Source organism: Streptomyces spectabilis (assembly GCF_008704795.1).
GTDB classification, from domain to species: domain Bacteria; phylum Actinomycetota; class Actinomycetes; order Streptomycetales; family Streptomycetaceae; genus Streptomyces; species Streptomyces spectabilis.
Map to the genome: position 1 here is coordinate 9,057,626 of NZ_CP023690.1, position 17,745 is coordinate 9,075,370.

The following is a 17,745-nucleotide window of genomic DNA, read 5'->3' on the forward strand; positions in this document are numbered from 1 at the left end:
GGCCCACCGGCTCCCCGCGCCCGGTCGTCCTGCCGTCGGCCTCTCCGTGCGCCTCACACCAGCTCCCCGAACGTCATCCGCGCCACCCACTTGGTGTTCAGCACGCCCGGCGCGGCGGGCACGATGACGCGTGCCGGGTAGCCGTGGTCCGGGCTCAGGTCGGCGCCGTTGACGCGCAGGGCGAGCAGCGAGCGCGGGTCGCGGACCTGGTTGTCGCGCAGCGCGGCGCGGCGGAAGGCGCCGCGCGTCTGCAAGGACTCCACGAGGACGCCGGGCGGGTCGGCCCTCTCCCCGTCGTACCCGACGAGCGCGGCCAGGTCGCGCAGGCGCACGCCCTGCCAGGCCTGGTCGGACGTCGACCAGCCCTCCACGCACGCGAGGGGCAGGTCCGCGCGGTGCTGCGGCAGGGCGAGCAGGTCGGCGCGGGTCAGGCGCACGGTGCGGCCCCGGCCCACCAGGTCGAGCCGCCAGCCGTCGACGAGGTCACGGCGCCCCAGGCCCACGGCCGCGGCCGTCTTGTTGACCTGGAACGCGCCGAGCCCGGTGCCCGGGTCCCGGCCGCCGTGCGGCGCGAACAGGGCCGTGGCGCGCGGCCAGCCGTCGAAGCTCTGCCCGGCGGTCGTCGCGAACAGCAGCAGCGAGCCGCCGCCGACCAGGCCGAGCGCGCCGCGCCGGGACACGGTCGGCTCGGCGGGCCGGGCGGCGACGAGCCCCGAGCCGCCGTCGCCTTCCGGCGCGCGCGTCCGCAGCTGCGCCCGGAAGCCGCGCTCCCGCAACACCCGTACGGTGCGCGGTAGTTTCAGCGCCACGTGGGCGGCGAATCCGGCGAAGAACACCCACGCGCCGTAGAAGTGCAGGGGGTAGAAGGAGCCGGGAAAGACGTACTCCAACTGCACGTTCAGGATGCCCGTCGCGAACTCGAACAGCGCGCCGCCCACGAGCAGCAGCAGGGAGAGGCGTTCCAGGGCGTGCCCCACGGACCGCACGGGCGGCAGCTCGAAGAACTTCGGGAGCACCGACCACAGCTTGGCGAGCAGCACCGGTACGAGCGTGACGCCGACGGTGACGTGCAGGCCCTGGGTGAGGCGGTACAGCCAGCGCGGACGGGTCGGCCAGGGGAAGAGGTAGAAGCCGAGGATCCCCTTGTCGGGCGTCTTGTCGTTGACGGGCGACAGGCCGGGGTTGTACGCGGCGTACGACAGCAGGCCGGTCACGAAGAGCAGCGTCATACCGGCCAGGAGCACCACGCCGAGCACGGAGGTGAACCAGGGACCGCGCAGCGGGCTGCGCCACAGGCCGGTCGGTCCGCGAGCCGCCGCGGAGCGTGCGGTGTCGGCGGCCGGCGGCCCCTGTGGCTTGCCCATGGCATGTCCTCGCTGGTCGGCGCGACGCGGGTCCGTCGCCTCGCGTCGACCGTAAGACCGGCGGGCGGCCCGACGGCGGCCGCGACGCATGACGAAACGCTGACGGATTCCGGCGGGCCCGGCCGCGGCGCACCGGGGGCGGCGGAGGATCTGACGGTTCCGTGACAGAGGGCGGCACAGCGGTCCGCACGCGCCCCCGGCCGCCTAGCGTGCCAGCGTGAACCACCCCGAACGACGCACCTCAGGCCCGCGCCGCGATCTGCTCGCCGCCGGACTCGCCGCACTCCTCGTCACCGCCGCCGTCGTGGTCGGGCGGGCCGTCGAGGGCTCCGACGGCAGCCTGCACGTCAACTGGCCGCCGCTGTACGCCGTCTGGGACCCGCACGTCGGCCCCGGCACTCCGGCGGCACTCGCCGTCGCCGTCGCGGTCGTCGCCCACGGCCCGGTGCTCGCGGCACGGCTGCCCTGGCGGGCGCTGCTCGCCGCGGCGTGGGCGGCGTCGACGGCGTGGATCTGGTCGCTCGCGCTGGTGGACGGCTGGCACCGGGGCGTGGCCGTGCGGCTCACCACGAAGTACGAGTACCTCCAGGTCGTCGACCGCTTCGCGGACATCCCCGCGACGCTGCGGGACTACACCCAGTACATCCTGCTCGGGGAGCCGGGCGCGTACCACTGGCCCGCGCACACCGCGGGCCACCCGCCCGCCGCCCCGCTCACCTTCGTCCTGCTCGACCGGATCGGTCTGGGCGGCGGCGGATGGGCGGGCGCCTTCGTCATCACAGCGGGCAGTACGGCCGTCATCGCCGTACTGATCACGCTGAAGGCCCTCGGGGACGAGGCGAGCGCGCGCCGGGCGGCGCCGTTCCTCGTGCTCGCTCCCGCCGCCGTGTGGATGGGCACGTCGGCCGACGGCTACTTCGCGGCCGTCGCCGCCTGGCTGACGGCGCTGCTCGCGCTCGCCGCGACGCGTACGGTCCGCCGCCCGGCCCTCGCCGCCTGCGCGGCGGGTCTCCTGTACGGCCTGCTCTGCTATCTGTCGTACGGTCTCACGCTCTTCGCGGTGATCGCGGCGGGCGTCCTCGTCCTCGCCAGGACGGTCCGCCCGCTGCCGTACTTCGTGGCGGGCGCGCTCGTCGTCCCCGCGGTGTTCACCGCGTTCGGCTTCAACTGGTGGGAGGCGTACCACCTGTTGGTGGAGCGCTACTACCAGGGCGCGGGCGGGGTGCGGCCCTACTGGTACTGGATCTGGGTCAATCCGGCCTGCACGGTGCTGATCGCGGGGCTCGCGACGGTGGCCGGGGTGCGACGGGCGGCGGGCTCCTCACCGGGTGCGGTGCGCCGCTGGCGCGCCGGGGCGTCCACGGCGGCGGACCGGGTCGCGGGCCTCGCCCTCGCGGCCCTCCTGGCGGTGGCGGTCGCGGACGCCTCGGGCATGAGCAAGGCGGAGACCGAACGCATCTGGCTGCCGTTCGCCGTGCTCCTGCTCACGGCGACGGCACTGCTTCCCGAACGAGGCCGCCGCCTCTGGCTCACGGCCCAGGCGGCCCTCGCCCTGGCCGTCAACCATCTGCTGCTCACCGGCTGGTGAAGATGCCGGGCAGGGACCAGGGCCGGGGCGCTCGCGGCGCCCCGGCCCACGGCGTATCTGCGGTCAGGAGGTGGGCAGTTCACCCCGGACCGTGCGGGCGGCGGCGACCAGGTTCTCCAGGGACGCCTGGGTCTCCGGCCAGCCGCGGGTCTTCAGGCCGCAGTCGGGGTTGACCCACAGCCGTTCGGCGGGGATGGCCTCAAGGCCGGTGCGCAGCAGGGCGGCGGCTTCTTCGGCGCCCGGGACGCGCGGTGAGTGGATGTCGTACACGCCGGGCCCCGCCTCGCGCGGGTAGCCGTGTGCGGCGAGCTCGCGGGCGACCTGCATGTGGGAGCGGGCCGCTTCCAGGCTGATGACGTCGGCGTCGAGGTCGTCGATGGCCTGGACGATGTCGCCGAACTCGGCGTAGCACATGTGGGTGTGGATCTGGGTTTCAGGGCGTACGCCGCTGGTGGTGAGCCGGAAGGACTCCGTCGCCCACTCAAGGTACGCGGCGTGGTCGGTGGCGCGCAGGGGCAGTGTCTCGCGCAGTGCGGGTTCGTCGACCTGGATCACCGATGTGCCTGCCGCTTCCAGGTCGTTGACCTCGTCCCGCAGGGCGAGTGCCACCTGTCGCGCGGTGTCGCCGAGGGGCTGGTCGTCGCGGACGAACGACCACGCGAGCATCGTCACCGGGCCGGTGAGCATGCCCTTGACCGGCCGGTCGGTGAGGGAGTTGGCGTACGCGGTCCAGCGCACGGTCATCGGCTCGGGGCGGGAGATGTCACCGGCGAGGACCGGCGGGCGTACGTAGCGGGTGCCGTAGGACTGGACCCAGCCGTGCTGGGTGGCGAGGTAGCCGGTGAGCTGCTCGGCGAAGTACTGGACCATGTCGTTGCGCTCGGGCTCGCCGTGCACCAGGACGTCGATCCCGGTCTTCTCCTGGAAGGAGATGACCTCACGGATCTCGTTCTCGATGCGCTGTTCGTACCCGGCGGTGTCGATCCGGCCCGTGCGCAGGTCGGCGCGGGCCGCGCGCAGTTCGGCGGTCTGCGGGAACGAGCCGATGGTGGTCGTGGGCAGGAGCGGCAGCTTGAGGTGGGAGCGCTGGGCGGCGGCGCGCTCGGCGTACGGCTGCGAGCGGCGGCCGTCGGCGTCGGTGACCGCGGCGGCGCGGGCCCGTACGGCCGGGTCGTGGGTGATGGCCGATCCGGCGCGGGAGGCCAGATCGGCCCGGTTGGCCGCGAGTTCGGCGGCGATGGTGTCGGTGCCCTGGGACAGGCCCTTGGCGAGGGTGACGATCTCGGTGGTCTTCTGCTGGGCGAAGGCCAGCCAGCGCAGGATCTGCGGGTCGATGTCCCGCTCGGCCGCGGCGTCGATGGGGACGTGCAGGAGGGAGCAGGAGGCGGCCACGTCGACGCGGTCGGCCAGGCCGAGCAGCGTGCCCAGGGTGGTCAGGGACTTCTCGAAGTCGTTGATCCAGATGTTGCGGCCGTTGACGACGCCCGCGACCAGGCGCTTGCCGGGCAGGCCGCCCGCCGCGGCCAGCGCGTCGAGGTTGGCCGCGGCGGCGTCGGTGAAGTCCAGGGCCAGGCCGTCGACCGGGGCCTTCGCCAGGACGGGCAGGGCGTCGCCGAGCCGGTCGAAGTAGGAGGCGACCAGCAGCTTGGGCCGGTCGGTGAGGGCGCCGAGGTCGCGGTAGGCGCGGGCGGCGGCGTTGAGTTCGGCCGGGGTGCGGTCCTGGACCAGGGCGGGCTCGTCGAGCTGTACCCACGCGGCACCGGCGGCGCGCAGATCGGCGAGGACCTCGGCGTACACGGGCAGGAGCCGGTCCAGGAGGGTCAGCGGCTCGAAGTCGGCGGGCACGCCGGGGGCGGGCTTGGCCAGCAGCAGATAGGTCACGGGACCGACCAGGACCGGGCGCGCGGTGAGGCCGAGCGCCTGGGCCTCCTTGAGCTCGGCGACCTGCTTGGCGGAGCTCGCGGTGAAGACGGTGTCAGGCCCCAACTCGGGCACGAGGTAGTGATAGTTGGTGTCGAACCACTTGGTCATCTCCAGCGGCGCGACGTCCTGGGTGCCGCGCGCCATGGCGAAGTAGCCGTCGAGGGCGTCGGCCGCGACGGCGGCCCGGTGGCGCGCGGGGATCGCGCCGACCATCACGCTGGTGTCGAGAACGTGGTCGTAGTACGAGAAGTCGCCGGTCGGGATCTCGTGGACGCCGGCGTCGGCGAGCTGCCGCCAGTTGGCGGCGCGCAGCTCGGTGGCGGTGGCACGGAGGGCGTCGGCGGTGACGCGGCCCTTCCAGTAGCCCTCGATCGCCTTCTTCAGCTCTCGGTTGGCGCCCTGACGGGGGTAGCCGTACACGGTGGCCCGTGCTGCCGCGGCTGCGGACTTGCTGGTCACGTGGATCTCCTTCGCGAGATGAATCCATGACGTCCCGGCGAGGGGACGAGAGCGCGAAGGGATGACGAACCGGACGGAGCCGACCTCGCGCGGCACAGCGCGGTCGTCCGTCTGGTGTGTACGCCGACCCGCCCTCGAGGTCACCGGGATTTCCGCGCGCGGAGTGGTCCGCGCACGGGCAGTTGGCAGGTCTTCGGACTCGCGGGCACGTCCTCATGGAGGACACCTACTAGCCGTCGCTTCCCAGGCCCGGTCGGGCCCAGTGCGTGTGACGGCGGTCGTTCCCGCTCACCGCTGCGGGGCAGTCCCGGATTCTCACCGGGTTCCCTCTTACGACGCTCCCACCTGGCGGGTGGGGCGAACCAGCTGCTGCGGACACCCTACGGGGTGATGCCCCCGCAGAACAGTGCCGTCCAGGATCCGGAAGGCCCTGCTCGCACGCGTACGGCCCGCCGGTCGTCGGCGGGCCGTACGCGGTGGCCGGAGCAGCCGCTCAGAAGAGAATCGGCAGGCCGAGGTTGTTGATCAGCGGGCCCTCGATGGAGATGCCCTCGGTGATCAGCGACTCGGGCGCGGGGAGCAGCGGGGACGGGTTCGCCGGGGCGTGCCGGGCCGTCGGGGCGGGGCCGGCGGCCGCCGCGGTGACGGTGGAGATGCCGGTCAGGGCCAGGCCGAGGAGGAGGGCTGCGGTCAGGCGTCGGCGCATGAGGTCTCTTTCTGCTGGCGGAGGGCTCCGCCCGGGCGCGGGTGGAGCGCCGACATGGCTGCCCAAGTCGAGGCGCGTGGATGCGTCCTGTCCCTCGTACGAGGGGTGGAGCGGCGGCCCGGCTAGCCGATGCGACGCAGGGCCCTCTCGCGGCGCTCCGCCACGCTCGACCCGGACTCGCGGCGCGCCATGCGCCGCAGCACGACCGGGGCCACGAGCAGTCCGAGCACCGCCCACGCCCCGAGGACCCCGGCGGTCTCCCAGTGCCGCCAGGAGTCGCCGATCTCCACCTCGGCGGCCGTGCCGGGCAGCAGCGCCGAGCGCATGCCGAGGCCGAGCCAGTAGACGGGCGTGACCTGGGCGACGGCCTGGAGCCAGCCGGGCAGGGCGGTGACGGGGTAGAAGATGCCGGAGATCGCGATCATGCCCATGACCGGCAGTTGGATCAGGCCCTGGCTGCGGGCGCTCGGGAACAGCGAGCCGAGGACCGCGCCGATCGGCAGGGTCGCCACCAGGCCGAGTACGAGCACCCAGGCGAGCGTCAGCCAGGCGCCCGGACGGGCCGCGGCGAGCCCGTCGATCAGGAACATGGCGGGCACCAGCAGGATCGCGAGATCGGCGACCAGGCCGCCCGCCACCGCGATGACCTTGCCGGTCAGATAGCTCCGCATGCCGTTCGGCGTGGCCCTGGCGCGCAGCAGCGTGCCGTCCTCGCGCTCGGCGGTGAGGATCTGGCTCATGCTGACCATGCCCATGGCCGCGTTCATGCCGAGGATGCCGGGCAGCGCCAGGGTGCCGAGGGCGAGGCCGCTCGACCCGAACTCCCGCTCCCGCAGGAAGAACAGGGTGATCAGCATCAGGACCGGCCACAGCAGATGGGACACCAGGTCGCCGCCGTTGGTGAAGGACTGCCGCAGCTCGATGGCGCCGCGGCCGCATCCGGCCCGCAGTGCCGTGCCGGTCGCACGTGCCGGGCGTGCCGCGCGGGAGGGAGGAGCGCTCATCGGACCGTGGCCTCCTGCCGCCGCACCAGCGCTATGTACGTGTCCTCCAAGGACGCCCGGCGCACTTCCAGTTCGCCGATCGCCTCGCCGTGTTCGTGGAACAACGTCCGTACGAACGCCGTCGATTCGGCGGTGGTCCGCGTGAACCGCCGCCCGGCGCGGGTCCAGCGGACCTCGTCCTCGCCCACGATGCGGCGCGCGAGCTCGTCGGCGGTGCCGTCCGCGACGATCCGGCCGCCCGCCAGGATCAGGATGCGGTCGGCGAGCTTGTCCGCCTCGGCGAGGTCGTGCGTGGTGAGCAGGACGGTGGTGCGCCGCTCGGCGGCGAGGCGCCGGACCAGGCCGTGGAACGCGTGGCGTGCCTGGGGGTCGAGCCCGGCCGTGGGCTCGTCGAGGAAGAGCAGTTCGGGGCGGCCGACCAGGCCGATGGCCACGTCGAGGCGGCGCCGCTGGCCGCCGGACAGCGTCTTCGCCTTGTGCTCCGCCTGCTCGGTCAGGCCGACGGCCGCGAGGAGTTCCGCGGTGTTCCAGGGGCGGGGGATGTCCGCCGTGGCGTACGGGGCGTAGTGTGCGCCGAGGTGCGTGAGCAGCTCGCGCACGCGCCACTTGCCGTGGTCGCGCCACGACTGCAGGACGATGCCGAGGCGGGCCCGCCACCGGTCGTCGCCGTGCGCGGGATCCAGCCCGAGCACCTGGACCCGGCCCGCCGAGCGGGCCCGGAAGCCTTCCAGGATCTCGATCGTGGTCGTCTTGCCCGCGCCGTTCGGCCCGAGCAGGGCGAGCACTTCGCCGTGCCGGGCGCGGAAGGTCACCTCGCGCAGCACATCGGTCGTGCCGTAGCGCATGCGGAGCCCGTCGACATCGAGCACGATGTCGGCTTCGCTGGAATTCGTCATCAGTCCACCGTGGCCTTGAGGAAGTTCGGAGACCTCGAAAGCTACGTTGCGTTTACGAAGTCATCAACGAAAACAGCGGGTGTATGGGCAAGTGGAGGCGGCCTTAAGGGAATTCATTGCAACCGACATGGGTGTGAATGCAATCTTCGTGATCAACCGTTGCAATGAGCTGAAGGTCAACGCATACTGGCCGGGCCGGTGGCGCAGAACGCGGGCCGGTGGTGAGCGATCGCAAGTGGAAGGCGGGGGCGCGGTGCCAGGAGGCAGGCTGACCCACGAGGACCGGCGACAGGTGGCGCACGGACTCGCCGACGGGCTCGGCTATGCCGAGATCGCCCGGCGGCTCGGCAGACCGACGTCGACCATCAGCAGGGAAGTGGCCCGCAACGGCGGGCCCGGCCGCTACCGCGCCGAACACGCCCAGCACGCCACCGCGCGCCGCGCCCGCAGGACCACGACGACGGCCCCGGCCGCCGCCCCGCCCGACGTCGGGCACGGGCGCGACGCCGGGGTGGTGCGCGACTTCGTGGCCCAGTTCGCGGAGCTGATGACGCACACCGGCGTGCCGCGCATGCCCGCCCGGGTGCTCGCCAGCCTCGTCACCACCGACTCGGGCACCCTGACCGCCGCCGATCTGGTGGCGCTGTTGCGGGTCAGCCCCGCCTCGATCTCCAAGGCCGTCGGCTATCTCGAACGCCTGGAGCTGGTACGGCGCGAGCGCGTGCCCGCCGGGCGGCGCGAGCGGTACGTCATCGACGACGACATGTGGCTGCGGACCTGGCTGGCGAGTGCCCGCGCCCACGCGATGATGGCCGACACCGCGGAGGCGGGCGTCGAGGTCCTCGGCGCCGCGACCCCCGCGGGCGCCCGCCTCGACCACATGTGGCGCTTCTTCACCAGCCTCAGCGACGACATGGCCGGAGGCTCCACGGCGGCCGCGTTCGCCGACGCCCTCACCGTGCTCGCCGCCCTCGTCCACGCCGGAGTACCGCTCGACAGCGGGCGGTTGGCGACGGCGCTCGGCTGGCCGCGGGAGCGCGTCGCGACCGCCCTGCACGACGCCGGGCGACACCCGGACGTCGCCGACCCGCTGGCCCTGCACCACGGCCCGGACGGCATGTACACCGTCATCGCCCGGACCGAACGGCTCACCCCGGAACAGCGCGCGGCGCTCGCCCGTACATGAGCGAACCGCCTCGCGGGGTGCGACATGGGGGCGCCTCGGCCGCGTGGAGCCGACTTGCACGAACAGGCCGCCGTTCACCGTCCGCTCGACCTCGGGCGTGGGCGACCCGCGTTGAGCTTCGCGTACCCGGTGCGCGCGCGGTCGGAACGACGTCAGCAGTTGTGTGCGCCTGGTATTGCACACAATTATATACGGCGTCTGCAAGTAATCTTGGAGGTCGAGCATGCGCATCTTCGTCACCGGAGCCACCGGCTTCATCGGCGGGTCCCTCGCCACCCGGCTGAGCGGGGCGGGCCACGACGTGAGTGGCCTGGCCCGTACGGAGGGCAAGGCGCGGGCCCTGCGGGAGCGCGGCATCACCCCGGTCCTGGGCGACCTCGACGACGCGGCGGTCCTCGGCGCCGCCGCGCGCGACGCGGACGCCGTGATCAACGCGGCGGACAGCGACCACCGGCCCGCCGTCGAAGCCCTCGTGGCCGCCCTTGCGGGCACGGACAAGCCCCTGCTGCACACCAGCGGCTCCAGCATCGTGGCCGACGACGCGCGCGGCGAGGTGTCGGAGCGCGTCTTCACCGAGGCCGACATCGCGCCCGGCACCGCGTGGCGGGCCGAGCCGGACAAGGCGCCGCGCGTCGACCTCGACCGGTTCGTCCTCGCCGCGGCCGAGCGCGGCATCCGGTCCGTGGTGCTGTGCAACACCCTGATCTACGGCCACGGGTACGGCCTGTCGCGCGACAGCGTGCAGCTGCCCCGGCTCACCCGCCAGGCCGAGGTTAGCGGCGTGGCCCGGCACATCGGCCCGGGGCGCAACATCTGGTCGAACGTCCACATCGACGACGTGGCCGACCTGTACGAGCTCGCCCTGGCGTCGGCGCCCGCCGGAGCCTTCTACTTCGTGGAGAACGGCGAGGCCTCGTTCGGCGAGATGACCCAGGCCATCGCCGACACCCTGGAGTGCGGCACCGCGCAGCCGTGGGACATCGAGGCGGCCATCGAGGAGTGGGGCTACGAACCGGCCGTGTACGCCCTCGGGTCCAACAGCCGGGTGCGCGGCGGACGGGCCCGCGCCGAACTGGGCTGGTCGCCGCGGTACGACTCGGCCGTCGAGTGGATCCGCAAGCGGCTGACGTCGGCCGAGAGCGGCTGACGGACCGGGGCCTGGACCGGGCTCGGGGCGGGCACGTCCGCACGCCGAGCCCGTGTCAGGCCGTCCAGCCGCTCCACTCGGGACCCGTGCGCCGCCACTCCCGCTCCCAGGCGGCCAGGCGCTGCCGATCGAGGACGCGGCCCACCGCGTGCCGCGCCAGGAGCGCGGCCAGGGCGGTGGCCGCGGCCGCGGCGAGGGCCGCGCTCGCCGTCCGCAGGGCCACGTCCTCGGCGCCCGGCGGCGCCCCGGCCACCCGGCCGCGCTCGTCCAGCCACACGGCCGCGTGCTCACCGCGCCGACTGCCCGCGATGACGCGCGCGTTGCCGGTGCGCTCGGCGCCGTCCGGTTCCGTCCACCGCGCCGGGACGTCGTACAAGGGCACCGCGCCGACCGCGGGGACCGGCGGGGGCGCGTCCGCGGTGAGCGTCGCGGTCACGCGGTGCCGGGTGGCCGCCGCGGCCCGCGCCGCCCGCTCGGCGTCCGCGTGCACGGCGAACCCGGCGGCGGCCCCGGCCGCCGGAACGCCCAGGAACAGGACGACGCCCACCACGAGCACCGTCCACGCCTCGACCACGTCCGAGCGGCGGCGCAGCGGACCGCGTCGCCAGCGCCACCACAGAACCCGAGAGCGCATCGCGTCAACCTCCGCACCACGCAAGGGGTCCGCGTCTTCGAGCGTAGCGGCCCCGGCCGCTGCGAGCAGCAGGTCGGACGCCCCTCCGCGGGGTCCGGGAGGGCAACGGGACACCGGGCCCCGCCGCCACGTGTCACCCGGACCGCGCGGCCCTGTGCCGCGCGGCCCCGTGGACGGGCGGGTCTCGGCCACAGGGCCGAACGGCCTCCACGTACAGGCCTGTTCGCCACTCGCGCGCGCGTCGTCGCGGTGTCAGCGTCATCCGGGAAGGCCCTGACGCCTCCCGGACGTGACCCCGAGGAAGCCCCGGGGGACTGCGCCGCGGCCTTCTCCGAAGAGTCCGAAGTATCCGAAGAGTTCGCGACTGGACGAGAGGGGCGATGGCCCGTGGAGCATCCGTTGATCGTGGGCGTGGACGGCTCCGAGCCGAGCCTGCGGGCGCTGGACTGGGCGGTCGACGAGGCCGACCGCCAGGCGGTGCCGCTGCGGATCGTGCACGCGTCGAGCTGGGAGTGGTACGAGGGACGCGAGCCCTCCTTCGGCATCAACCGCGCCTTGGTGCGGGCGCAGGCGGACCGCGTCGTCGCGGACGCGACCGAGCGCGCCCACTGCCGCAGCTCCTCGGTCAAGGTCACCAGCCAGACGCTCGACGAGGACCCGGCGGCCGCGCTGATACGCGAGAGCCGCCAGGCGAGCGGGGTCCTCGTCGGCAGCAGGGGCCGGGGGAAACTCGCGGGCCTGCTGCTCGGCTCGGTCAGCCTGTCCGTGGCGGCGCACGCGCAGTGCCCGGTCGTCGTGGTGCGCGGCGAGGCGGCGAACCTCGGCGGGAGCCACCGGCGGGTCGTCGTCGGCATCGACGAGGCGGCGGACGCGCGGCCCGCGCTCGACTTCGCCGTCCGCTGCGCGCAGCGGCGCGGCGCCACCCTCGACGTCGTGCACGCCTGGCGCTGCCCCGCGCACGAGGCACCGGAGCGGCCGCGCGCGGCCGACGCTGCGGACACCCATCAGGAGCGCGCCGAGCGCGCGGCCGAGGAGGCACTGGGCGGCCTGGCCCGCACCCACAGCGCCGTCCCCGTGCACCGCAGGGTCGTCGAGGGCAGCCCGCGGGCCGCCCTGCTCGACGCCGCGGCCACCGCCGATCTGCTCGTCGTCGGCGCCCGCCGCCGCGCCGGCCAGGTGGGCATGCAGCTCGGCTCGGTGAACCACGCGGTGCTGCACCACGCGGCCTGTCCGGTGGCCGTGGTGCCGCACGCATGACCGAGCGTCGCACACCCGAGTGACTGCGGTGCGGCCCTCTCGGGAGGGGGGAGGACCGCACCCCGCCGGGCCCCCGCCCGCCCCCGACCTCCTCCCCAGCACCCCCCGACCGGGCCGCCCCCAAGTGGGGAACGCCCCCGGCGCGGGGCAGGCCGTCCGGCGTGGGTGACTCACCCGGCCTGAACCGCACCCGCCGTGGAACCCGGCCACCCCGCCCCCCTCGGAAACCCCCGACGGAATCGAGGCTTCCCATGGCCCTGGACCAGCTCTCCGTCCTGGACGCGCACTGGCGCGCCGCCAACTACCTCGCGGCCGGCCAGATCTACCTCCTCGCCAACCCGCTCCTGACCGAGCCGCTCAAACCCGAGCACATCAAGCCCCGCCTCCTCGGCCACTGGGGCACCTCACCCGGACTCAACCTCGTCCACACCCACCTCAACCGGATCGTGCGGGAGCGCGACCTGGACGCGCTGTGCGTCTGGGGGCCGGGGCACGGCGGCCCCGCCGTTCTGGCCAACTCCTGGCTGGACGGCAGTTACAGCGAGACGTACCCGGACGTCACGCGCGACGCGACGGGCATGGCGCGGCTCTTCCGGCAGTTCTCGTTCCCCGGCGGGGTGCCCAGCCACGTCGCGCCCGAGACGCCCGGCTCCATCCACGAGGGCGGCGAGCTCGGCTACTCGCTCGCCCACGCCTACGGCGCCGCCTTCGACAATCCGCGCCTGCTCGTCGCCTGCGTCATCGGCGACGGCGAGGCGGAGACGGGACCGCTCGCCGCTTCCTGGCACTCGAACAAGTTCCTCGACCCGGTGCACGACGGCGCGGTCCTGCCCGTCCTCCACCTCAACGGCTACAAGATCGCCAACCCGACCGTCCTGGCCCGCCTCCCCGAGGACGAACTCGACGCGCTGCTGCGCGGATACGGCTACGAGCCCCTGCACGTGAGCGGCCACGACCCACGCGCCGTGCACCGCGACCTCGCCGAGGCCCTCGACCGGGCCGTCGACCGCATCACCGCCGTCCAGCAGGAGGCCCGCGCCTCCGGTACGCAGAACACCCGCGCCCCCGGCTCCGGGGACCGCCGCCTGCCGTGGCCGATGATCGTGCTGCGCACCCCGAAGGGCTGGACCGGCCCGGCGAGCGTGGACGGCAAGCCCGTCGAGGGCACCTGGCGCTCCCACCAGGTGCCGCTCGCCGGAGTCCGCGACAACCCCGAGCACCTGCGGCAGCTGGAGGACTGGCTGCGCTCCTACCGGCCCGACGAGCTCTTCGACGCCGAAGGGCGCCCCACCGCAGAGGTCCTGGCCTGTGTTCCCGAGGGCGACCGGCGCCTCGGCGCGAGCCCGCACGCCAACGGCGGCCGGCTCACACGCAGCCTTCCCGTGCGCCCCCTGGAGGACTTCGCCGTCCCGGTCGACAAGCCCGGCACCGCCCTGCACGAGCCGACCCGGGTGCTCGGCGGGCTGCTCGCCAAGGTCATGGCCGACACCGCCGAACGCCGTGACTTCCGCGTCGTCGGCCCCGACGAGACCGAGTCCAACCGCCTGGGCGCGCTGTTCTCCGTCACCGGCAAGGCCTGGCAGGAGCGGACGCTGCCCACCGACGAACACCTCGCCCCCGACGGCCGGGTCATGGAGGTCCTCTCCGAGCACCTCTGCCAGGGCTGGCTGGAGGGCTACCTCCTCACCGGCCGCCACGGCCTCTTCTCCTGCTACGAAGCGTTCGTGCACATCGTCGACTCCATGGTCAACCAGCACATCAAGTGGCTCAAGACATCGCGCGAGCTGACATGGCGCGCGCCCATCCCGTCCCTCAACTACCTGCTCACCTCGCACGTCTGGCGCCAGGACCACAACGGCTTCTCGCACCAGGACCCCGGCTTCGTCGACCACGTCCTCAACAAGAGCCCCGAGGTCGTCCGCGTCTACCTGCCGCCGGACGCCAACACCCTGCTCTCCGTCGCCGAACACGCCCTGCTCAGCCGGGACTACGTCAACGTCATCGTCGCGGGCAAACAGCCCTGCTTCGACTGGCTGCCGCTGGACGCCGCCCGCGCCCACTGCGCGCGCGGAGCGGGCGTGTGGGAGTGGGCGGGCACCGACGACGGACTGCGCGACCCGGACGTCGTCCTCGCCTGCGCGGGCGACGTGCCCACCCAGGAGGTCCTCGCCGCCACGGCCCTGCTCCGCGAGCACCTGCCGGAACTCGCGGTGCGCGTCGTGAACGTCGTCGACATCGCGCGCCTCATGCCGCGCGAGGAACACCCGCACGGCATGGCCGACTTCGAGTACGACGCGCTCTTCACCCGCGACAAGCCGGTCATCTTCGCCTACCACGGCTACCCGTGGCTCATCCACCGCCTGGCCTACCGCCGCGCGGGCCACGGCCATCTGCACGTGCGCGGCTACAAGGAGAGCGGTTCGACGACCACGCCCTTCGACATGGTCGTCCGCAACGACCTCGACCGGTACCGCCTGGTCATGGACGTGATCGACCGCGTCGCCGACCTGTCCGTGCGCGCCGCGGGACTGCGCCAGCTCATGGCCGACGCCCGGACGCGCCACCACGCCTGGATCCGCGAGCACGGCACCGACCTGCCGGAGGTCGCGGACTGGTCGTGGCCCTACTGACCGGCCCTCCCGGGCCCGATCGGCCTGCCTGATCGGGCCCGCCCGGAGCCGTCCCTGCCGACCCGCACCGACTGTTCACCCCTCCACCCCGCTGGGGCACGACATGAAACACAACCGCACCCCGTCCGCCTCCGGCACCCGCTTCGGCGCCGCCGGGCCCGCCGTCCCCCGCGTCGTGACCGTGGGCATCGACGGCTCCTACGCCAGCATGGACGCCGCGGACTGGGCAGCCCGCGAAGCCCTGCGCCACCGCGTCCCGCTGCGCCTGGTGCACGCCGGGATCCCGCCCGCGCACCCGGTCGGCGGGCGCCGCGTCCTGCACCTGGTCGGCCGGGCCCGCAGCGTCCTGGACCGGGCCGCCATCACACTGGCGTACGTCCATCCGGCCCTGGAGATCCACGCCCAGCAGCCCTGCGGACCCGCGGTGCCCGCGCTCCTCGCCGCGTCGACGGAGGCCGAGTCCCTGGTGCTCGGCTCCCGGGGGCTCTCGGGCCCGTCCGGGTTCGCGGGGTTCCAGGTCGGCTCGGTGGCCGCGGACGTCGCCGCCCGCGCCGAACGCCCCGTGGTCCTCGTCCGCGCGGGGGAGCGGCCCGAGGACGCGCACGTGCCCGACGCCGCCGGAGCTCCCTCGCGCGGCACGCCGTACCGCCCCGTCGTCCTCGGCGTCGACGTCGAGGACCCCGGCAGCTCCGCGTTCGCGTACGCCTTCGCCGCGGCGGCGGCCCGGGGCGCGCCGCTGCACGCGGTCCACGCCTGGACGGTGGGGCGGCCCGCCACCGCGGCCGAGCCGACGGACCTGCCCGGCCTCCTTCGCGCCGAGGCGGCCGCACGGGAGCGGCTCACCACCGTCCTGCGTCCGTGGCGGCATGCGTACCCGCAGGTGAAGGTGGTGGAGGAGGCGGTGTTCGGGCGTCCGGGGCACCATCTCCTGAAGGCCTCGCTCGGGGCCTCGCTGCTGGTCGTCGGCCGCCACGTCACCACAGGCCCGCGCCTGGGCGCCACCGCGCACTCCGCGGTGCGCCGCGTGTCCTGCCCTGTCGCGGTGGTGCCCTACGGGCTACGCACTGGGCGATGAGTTCCCGCCGCCCCACCGGTCCCACCTGGCAGATCCGGTGATCGAGCGGAGGAACTGCCATGAAGGACGACGTCTGGTCGCTGGTGCACGCGGAGCGCGCGGCACTCGTCGACGACCTCGCACACCTCGACGACGAGCGGTGGAGCACGCCGTCCCTGTGCGCGGGCTGGAGCGTGCACGACGTGGCGGCCCACCTGGTCGACACGGCCCGCACGACGCGCCTCGGCTTCGTGGCCGGGCTCGTGCGGGCGCGGTTCGACTTCGACCGTCAGAACGCGCGCGGGGTGGAGCGCGAGCGCGGTGCCACCCCGGGGGAGACGCTGGAGCGCCTGCGCCGGGTGGCGACCCGGACGTCGACCCCTCCGGCGCCCCTCGACAGCAGGCTCGTCGAGGAGGTCGTGCACGGCGAGGACATCCGCAGGGCGGTGGGCCTCACCCGCGCCTACCCGCCGGAAGCCGTCGTCAGAGCGCTCCGCCTCCAGACGCGGACGCCCGCCTCCTTCGGCGGCGCCAAGGAGCTGACGGCCCGCGTCCGCTTCACGGCGACGGACACCGACCTGGCGATCGGCACGGGCCCGGAGGTCGAGGGCCCCGCGCTCTCCCTGCTCCTGGCCGTCTCCGGGCGGCGCGCGGCACTCACCGAGCTCGAAGGGCCGGGAGTCCCCGCGCTGACGGCGGCCTGAGCGCTTCGCCGCCGTGGCCGCGCCGTCCACGGACGGCGGCGCGTCCCGCCTCCCCGCGCCGCCCACGGCGTAAGGTCCCTGCGCATGCAGCCCCCACACCGACCCCTGTCATGACCGCCCGCCGCAGCGCCGGACTGCTCCTCTTCCGCACGCCGGGCCCGGAGGTCCTCATCGGCCACATGGGCGGCCCGTTCTGGGCGCGCCGCGACGCCGCCGCCTGGTCCATCCCGAAGGGGGAGTACGGCGACGACGAGGAGCCGCTGGCCGCCGCGGTGCGCGAGTTCGAGGAGGAACTCGGGCGACCGGCCCCCACCGGCCCCTTCCTGCCGCTGGGCGACGTGCGCCAGGCGGGCGGCAAGACGGTGACCGTCTGGGCCGTCGAGGCCGATCTGGATCCGGCGACCGTCGTGCCGGGCACCTTCGAGATGGAGTGGCCGCCGCGCTCGGGCCGCGTCCAGGAGTTCCCGGAACTCGACCGCGTCGGCTGGTTTCCCCTCGACCGGGCCCACGACAGGCTCGTCGCGGGCCAGCGCGCCTTCCTGGAGCGCCTCACCGCTCTCCTGACGGGTTGAGGGGCGGCCTTTCAGGCGCTCCTCCGCCCGGTGGCGATGAGTTCCGGCCCGGGCGAGGGTCATCAGTGGGAGAGAGCGGCGGCCCGCGGGCCGCCGCCGATGACCAGGCGACAGGAGAGTGCCATGCCCAAGATCACCCCCAACCTGTGGTTCGACACGAAGGCCCTGGAGGCCGCGGAGTTCTACGTCTCGGTCTTCCCGGACTCGAAGGTCAACCACGTGTCGTACTACGGAGAGGGCGGGCCCCGCCCGGCGGGCACCGTGCTGACCGTCGACTTCGAGCTGGACGGCCAGGCGTACACGGCTCTCAACGGCGGCCCCGAGTTCACCTTCGACGAAGCCGTCTCGTTCGTGATCGACTGCGCGGATCAGGAGGAGGTCGACCACTACTGGTCCCGGCTCACCGCGGACGGCGGCGAGGAGAGCCAGTGCGGCTGGCTGAAGGACAAGTACGGCCTGTCCTGGCAGGTCGTCCCGGCCGTCATCGGCGAGCTGATGACGGATCCGGACACCGGCCGCACCCAGCGGGCGTTCGCGGCCCTGATGGAGATGCGGAAGATCGACGTGGCGGCCCTGCTGGCCGCCGCCGACAAGGCCTGAGGACGGCGCGGGCCCGCGCGC

At 74.1% G+C, this 17,745-nt stretch carries 14 protein-coding genes, 1 pseudogene and 1 riboswitch; of the genes and pseudogenes, 9 read left to right on the top strand and 6 right to left on the bottom strand.

Annotated features, from left to right (window positions below):
• Positions 1-53 precede the first annotated feature (53 nt).
• On the bottom strand, positions 54-1,364 hold the full coding sequence (locus tag CP982_RS38490) for a molybdopterin-dependent oxidoreductase (protein WP_150514726.1): 1,311 nt from the start codon (positions 1,362-1,364) through the stop codon (positions 54-56).
• A gap of 217 nt (positions 1,365-1,581) precedes the next feature.
• Here CP982_RS38490 and CP982_RS38495 point away from each other — a divergent pair, with 217 nt between their 5' ends.
• Positions 1,582-2,952 (top strand): hypothetical protein, encoded by a 1,371-nt coding sequence (locus CP982_RS38495; protein WP_150514727.1) that lies wholly within the window; start codon positions 1,582-1,584, stop codon positions 2,950-2,952.
• Positions 2,953-3,015: 63 nt separating this feature from the next.
• On the opposite strand, the gene metE is transcribed toward CP982_RS38495, so the two are convergent.
• From metE to CP982_RS38515, 4 genes are all read right to left on the bottom strand, one after another.
• Positions 3,016-5,334, bottom strand: coding sequence for a 5-methyltetrahydropteroyltriglutamate--homocysteine S-methyltransferase (metE, locus tag CP982_RS38500; protein ID WP_150514728.1), 2,319 nt, complete (start codon positions 5,332-5,334; stop codon positions 3,016-3,018).
• 179 nt (positions 5,335-5,513) lie between these two features.
• Positions 5,514-5,703, bottom strand: a riboswitch (cobalamin riboswitch).
• A gap of 124 nt (positions 5,704-5,827) precedes the next feature.
• Positions 5,828-6,040 carry a hypothetical protein gene (locus CP982_RS38505; RefSeq protein ID WP_150514729.1) on the bottom strand — a complete coding sequence of 71 codons (213 nt, stop codon included), beginning with the start codon at positions 6,038-6,040 and terminating at the stop codon, positions 5,828-5,830.
• Between the two features lie 122 nt (positions 6,041-6,162).
• Entirely contained in the window at positions 6,163-7,044 is an 882-nt protein-coding gene (locus CP982_RS38510) for an ABC transporter permease (RefSeq protein ID WP_150514730.1), read from the bottom strand.
• A complete protein-coding gene (locus CP982_RS38515; RefSeq protein ID WP_150514731.1) occupies positions 7,041-7,940 on the bottom strand; it encodes an ABC transporter ATP-binding protein in 900 nt (299 codons plus the stop codon). The genes CP982_RS38510 and CP982_RS38515 overlap by 4 nt, the downstream gene beginning before the upstream one ends.
• 253 nt (positions 7,941-8,193) lie before the next feature.
• On the opposite strand from CP982_RS38515, the pseudogene CP982_RS38520 reads away from it, so the two are divergent.
• Together CP982_RS38520 and CP982_RS38525 are read left to right on the top strand one after the other, a co-directional pair.
• Positions 8,194-8,910 (top strand): annotated as a pseudogene (locus CP982_RS38520) (GbsR/MarR family transcriptional regulator); the annotation flags it as partial.
• 439 nt (positions 8,911-9,349) lie between these two features.
• Positions 9,350-10,273 (top strand): NAD-dependent epimerase/dehydratase family protein, encoded by a 924-nt coding sequence (locus CP982_RS38525; RefSeq protein WP_150514733.1) that lies wholly within the window; start codon positions 9,350-9,352, stop codon positions 10,271-10,273.
• Between the two features lie 55 nt (positions 10,274-10,328).
• Here the strand turns inward: CP982_RS38525 and CP982_RS38530 are convergent, their stop codons facing one another.
• Positions 10,329-10,907: an Rv1733c family protein gene (locus tag CP982_RS38530; protein WP_150514734.1), complete on the bottom strand. Its 579-nt coding sequence runs from the start codon at positions 10,905-10,907 to the stop codon at positions 10,329-10,331.
• 387 nt (positions 10,908-11,294) lie between these two features.
• On the opposite strand from CP982_RS38530, the gene CP982_RS38535 reads away from it, so the two are divergent.
• From CP982_RS38535 to CP982_RS38560, 6 genes are all read left to right on the top strand, one after another.
• Positions 11,295-12,164 (top strand): universal stress protein, encoded by an 870-nt coding sequence (locus CP982_RS38535; RefSeq protein ID WP_150514735.1) that lies wholly within the window; start codon positions 11,295-11,297, stop codon positions 12,162-12,164.
• A 251-nt stretch (positions 12,165-12,415) separates the two neighbouring features.
• Positions 12,416-14,794, top strand: a complete 2,379-nt coding sequence (locus tag CP982_RS38540; protein ID WP_242785939.1) for a phosphoketolase family protein — start codon at positions 12,416-12,418, stop codon at positions 14,792-14,794.
• 103 nt (positions 14,795-14,897) lie between these two features.
• Positions 14,898-15,869: a universal stress protein gene (locus CP982_RS38545; RefSeq protein WP_150514736.1), complete on the top strand. Its 972-nt coding sequence runs from the start codon at positions 14,898-14,900 to the stop codon at positions 15,867-15,869.
• 59 nt (positions 15,870-15,928) lie between these two features.
• On the top strand, positions 15,929-16,552 hold the full coding sequence (locus CP982_RS38550) for a maleylpyruvate isomerase family mycothiol-dependent enzyme (RefSeq protein ID WP_150514737.1): 624 nt from the start codon (positions 15,929-15,931) through the stop codon (positions 16,550-16,552).
• Between the two features lie 110 nt (positions 16,553-16,662).
• Positions 16,663-17,124: an NUDIX hydrolase gene (locus CP982_RS38555; protein WP_150514738.1), complete on the top strand. Its 462-nt coding sequence runs from the start codon at positions 16,663-16,665 to the stop codon at positions 17,122-17,124.
• A 123-nt stretch (positions 17,125-17,247) separates the two neighbouring features.
• Complete coding sequence (locus CP982_RS38560; RefSeq protein WP_150514739.1) at positions 17,248-17,724, top strand: VOC family protein; 477 nt, start codon at positions 17,248-17,250, stop codon at positions 17,722-17,724.
• Positions 17,725-17,745 lie beyond the last annotated feature (21 nt).

Coding starts and splice junctions, on each gene's coding strand:
- CP982_RS38550 (WP_150514737.1), top strand. CDS start 15,929: ATGAAGGACGACGTCTGGTCGCTGGTGCACGCGGAGCGCGCGGCACTC.
- CP982_RS38545 (WP_150514736.1), top strand. CDS start 14,898: ATGAAACACAACCGCACCCCGTCCGCCTCCGGCACCCGCTTCGGCGCC.
- CP982_RS38505 (WP_150514729.1), bottom strand. CDS start 6,040: ATGCGCCGACGCCTGACCGCAGCCCTCCTCCTCGGCCTGGCCCTGACC.
- CP982_RS38540 (WP_242785939.1), top strand. CDS start 12,416: ATGGCCCTGGACCAGCTCTCCGTCCTGGACGCGCACTGGCGCGCCGCC.
- CP982_RS38555 (WP_150514738.1), top strand. CDS start 16,663: ATGACCGCCCGCCGCAGCGCCGGACTGCTCCTCTTCCGCACGCCGGGC.
- CP982_RS38510 (WP_150514730.1), bottom strand. CDS start 7,044: ATGAGCGCTCCTCCCTCCCGCGCGGCACGCCCGGCACGTGCGACCGGC.
- CP982_RS38530 (WP_150514734.1), bottom strand. CDS start 10,907: ATGCGCTCTCGGGTTCTGTGGTGGCGCTGGCGACGCGGTCCGCTGCGC.
- CP982_RS38560 (WP_150514739.1), top strand. CDS start 17,248: ATGCCCAAGATCACCCCCAACCTGTGGTTCGACACGAAGGCCCTGGAG.
- CP982_RS38525 (WP_150514733.1), top strand. CDS start 9,350: ATGCGCATCTTCGTCACCGGAGCCACCGGCTTCATCGGCGGGTCCCTC.
- CP982_RS38490 (WP_150514726.1), bottom strand. CDS start 1,364: ATGGGCAAGCCACAGGGGCCGCCGGCCGCCGACACCGCACGCTCCGCG.
- CP982_RS38515 (WP_150514731.1), bottom strand. CDS start 7,940: ATGACGAATTCCAGCGAAGCCGACATCGTGCTCGATGTCGACGGGCTC.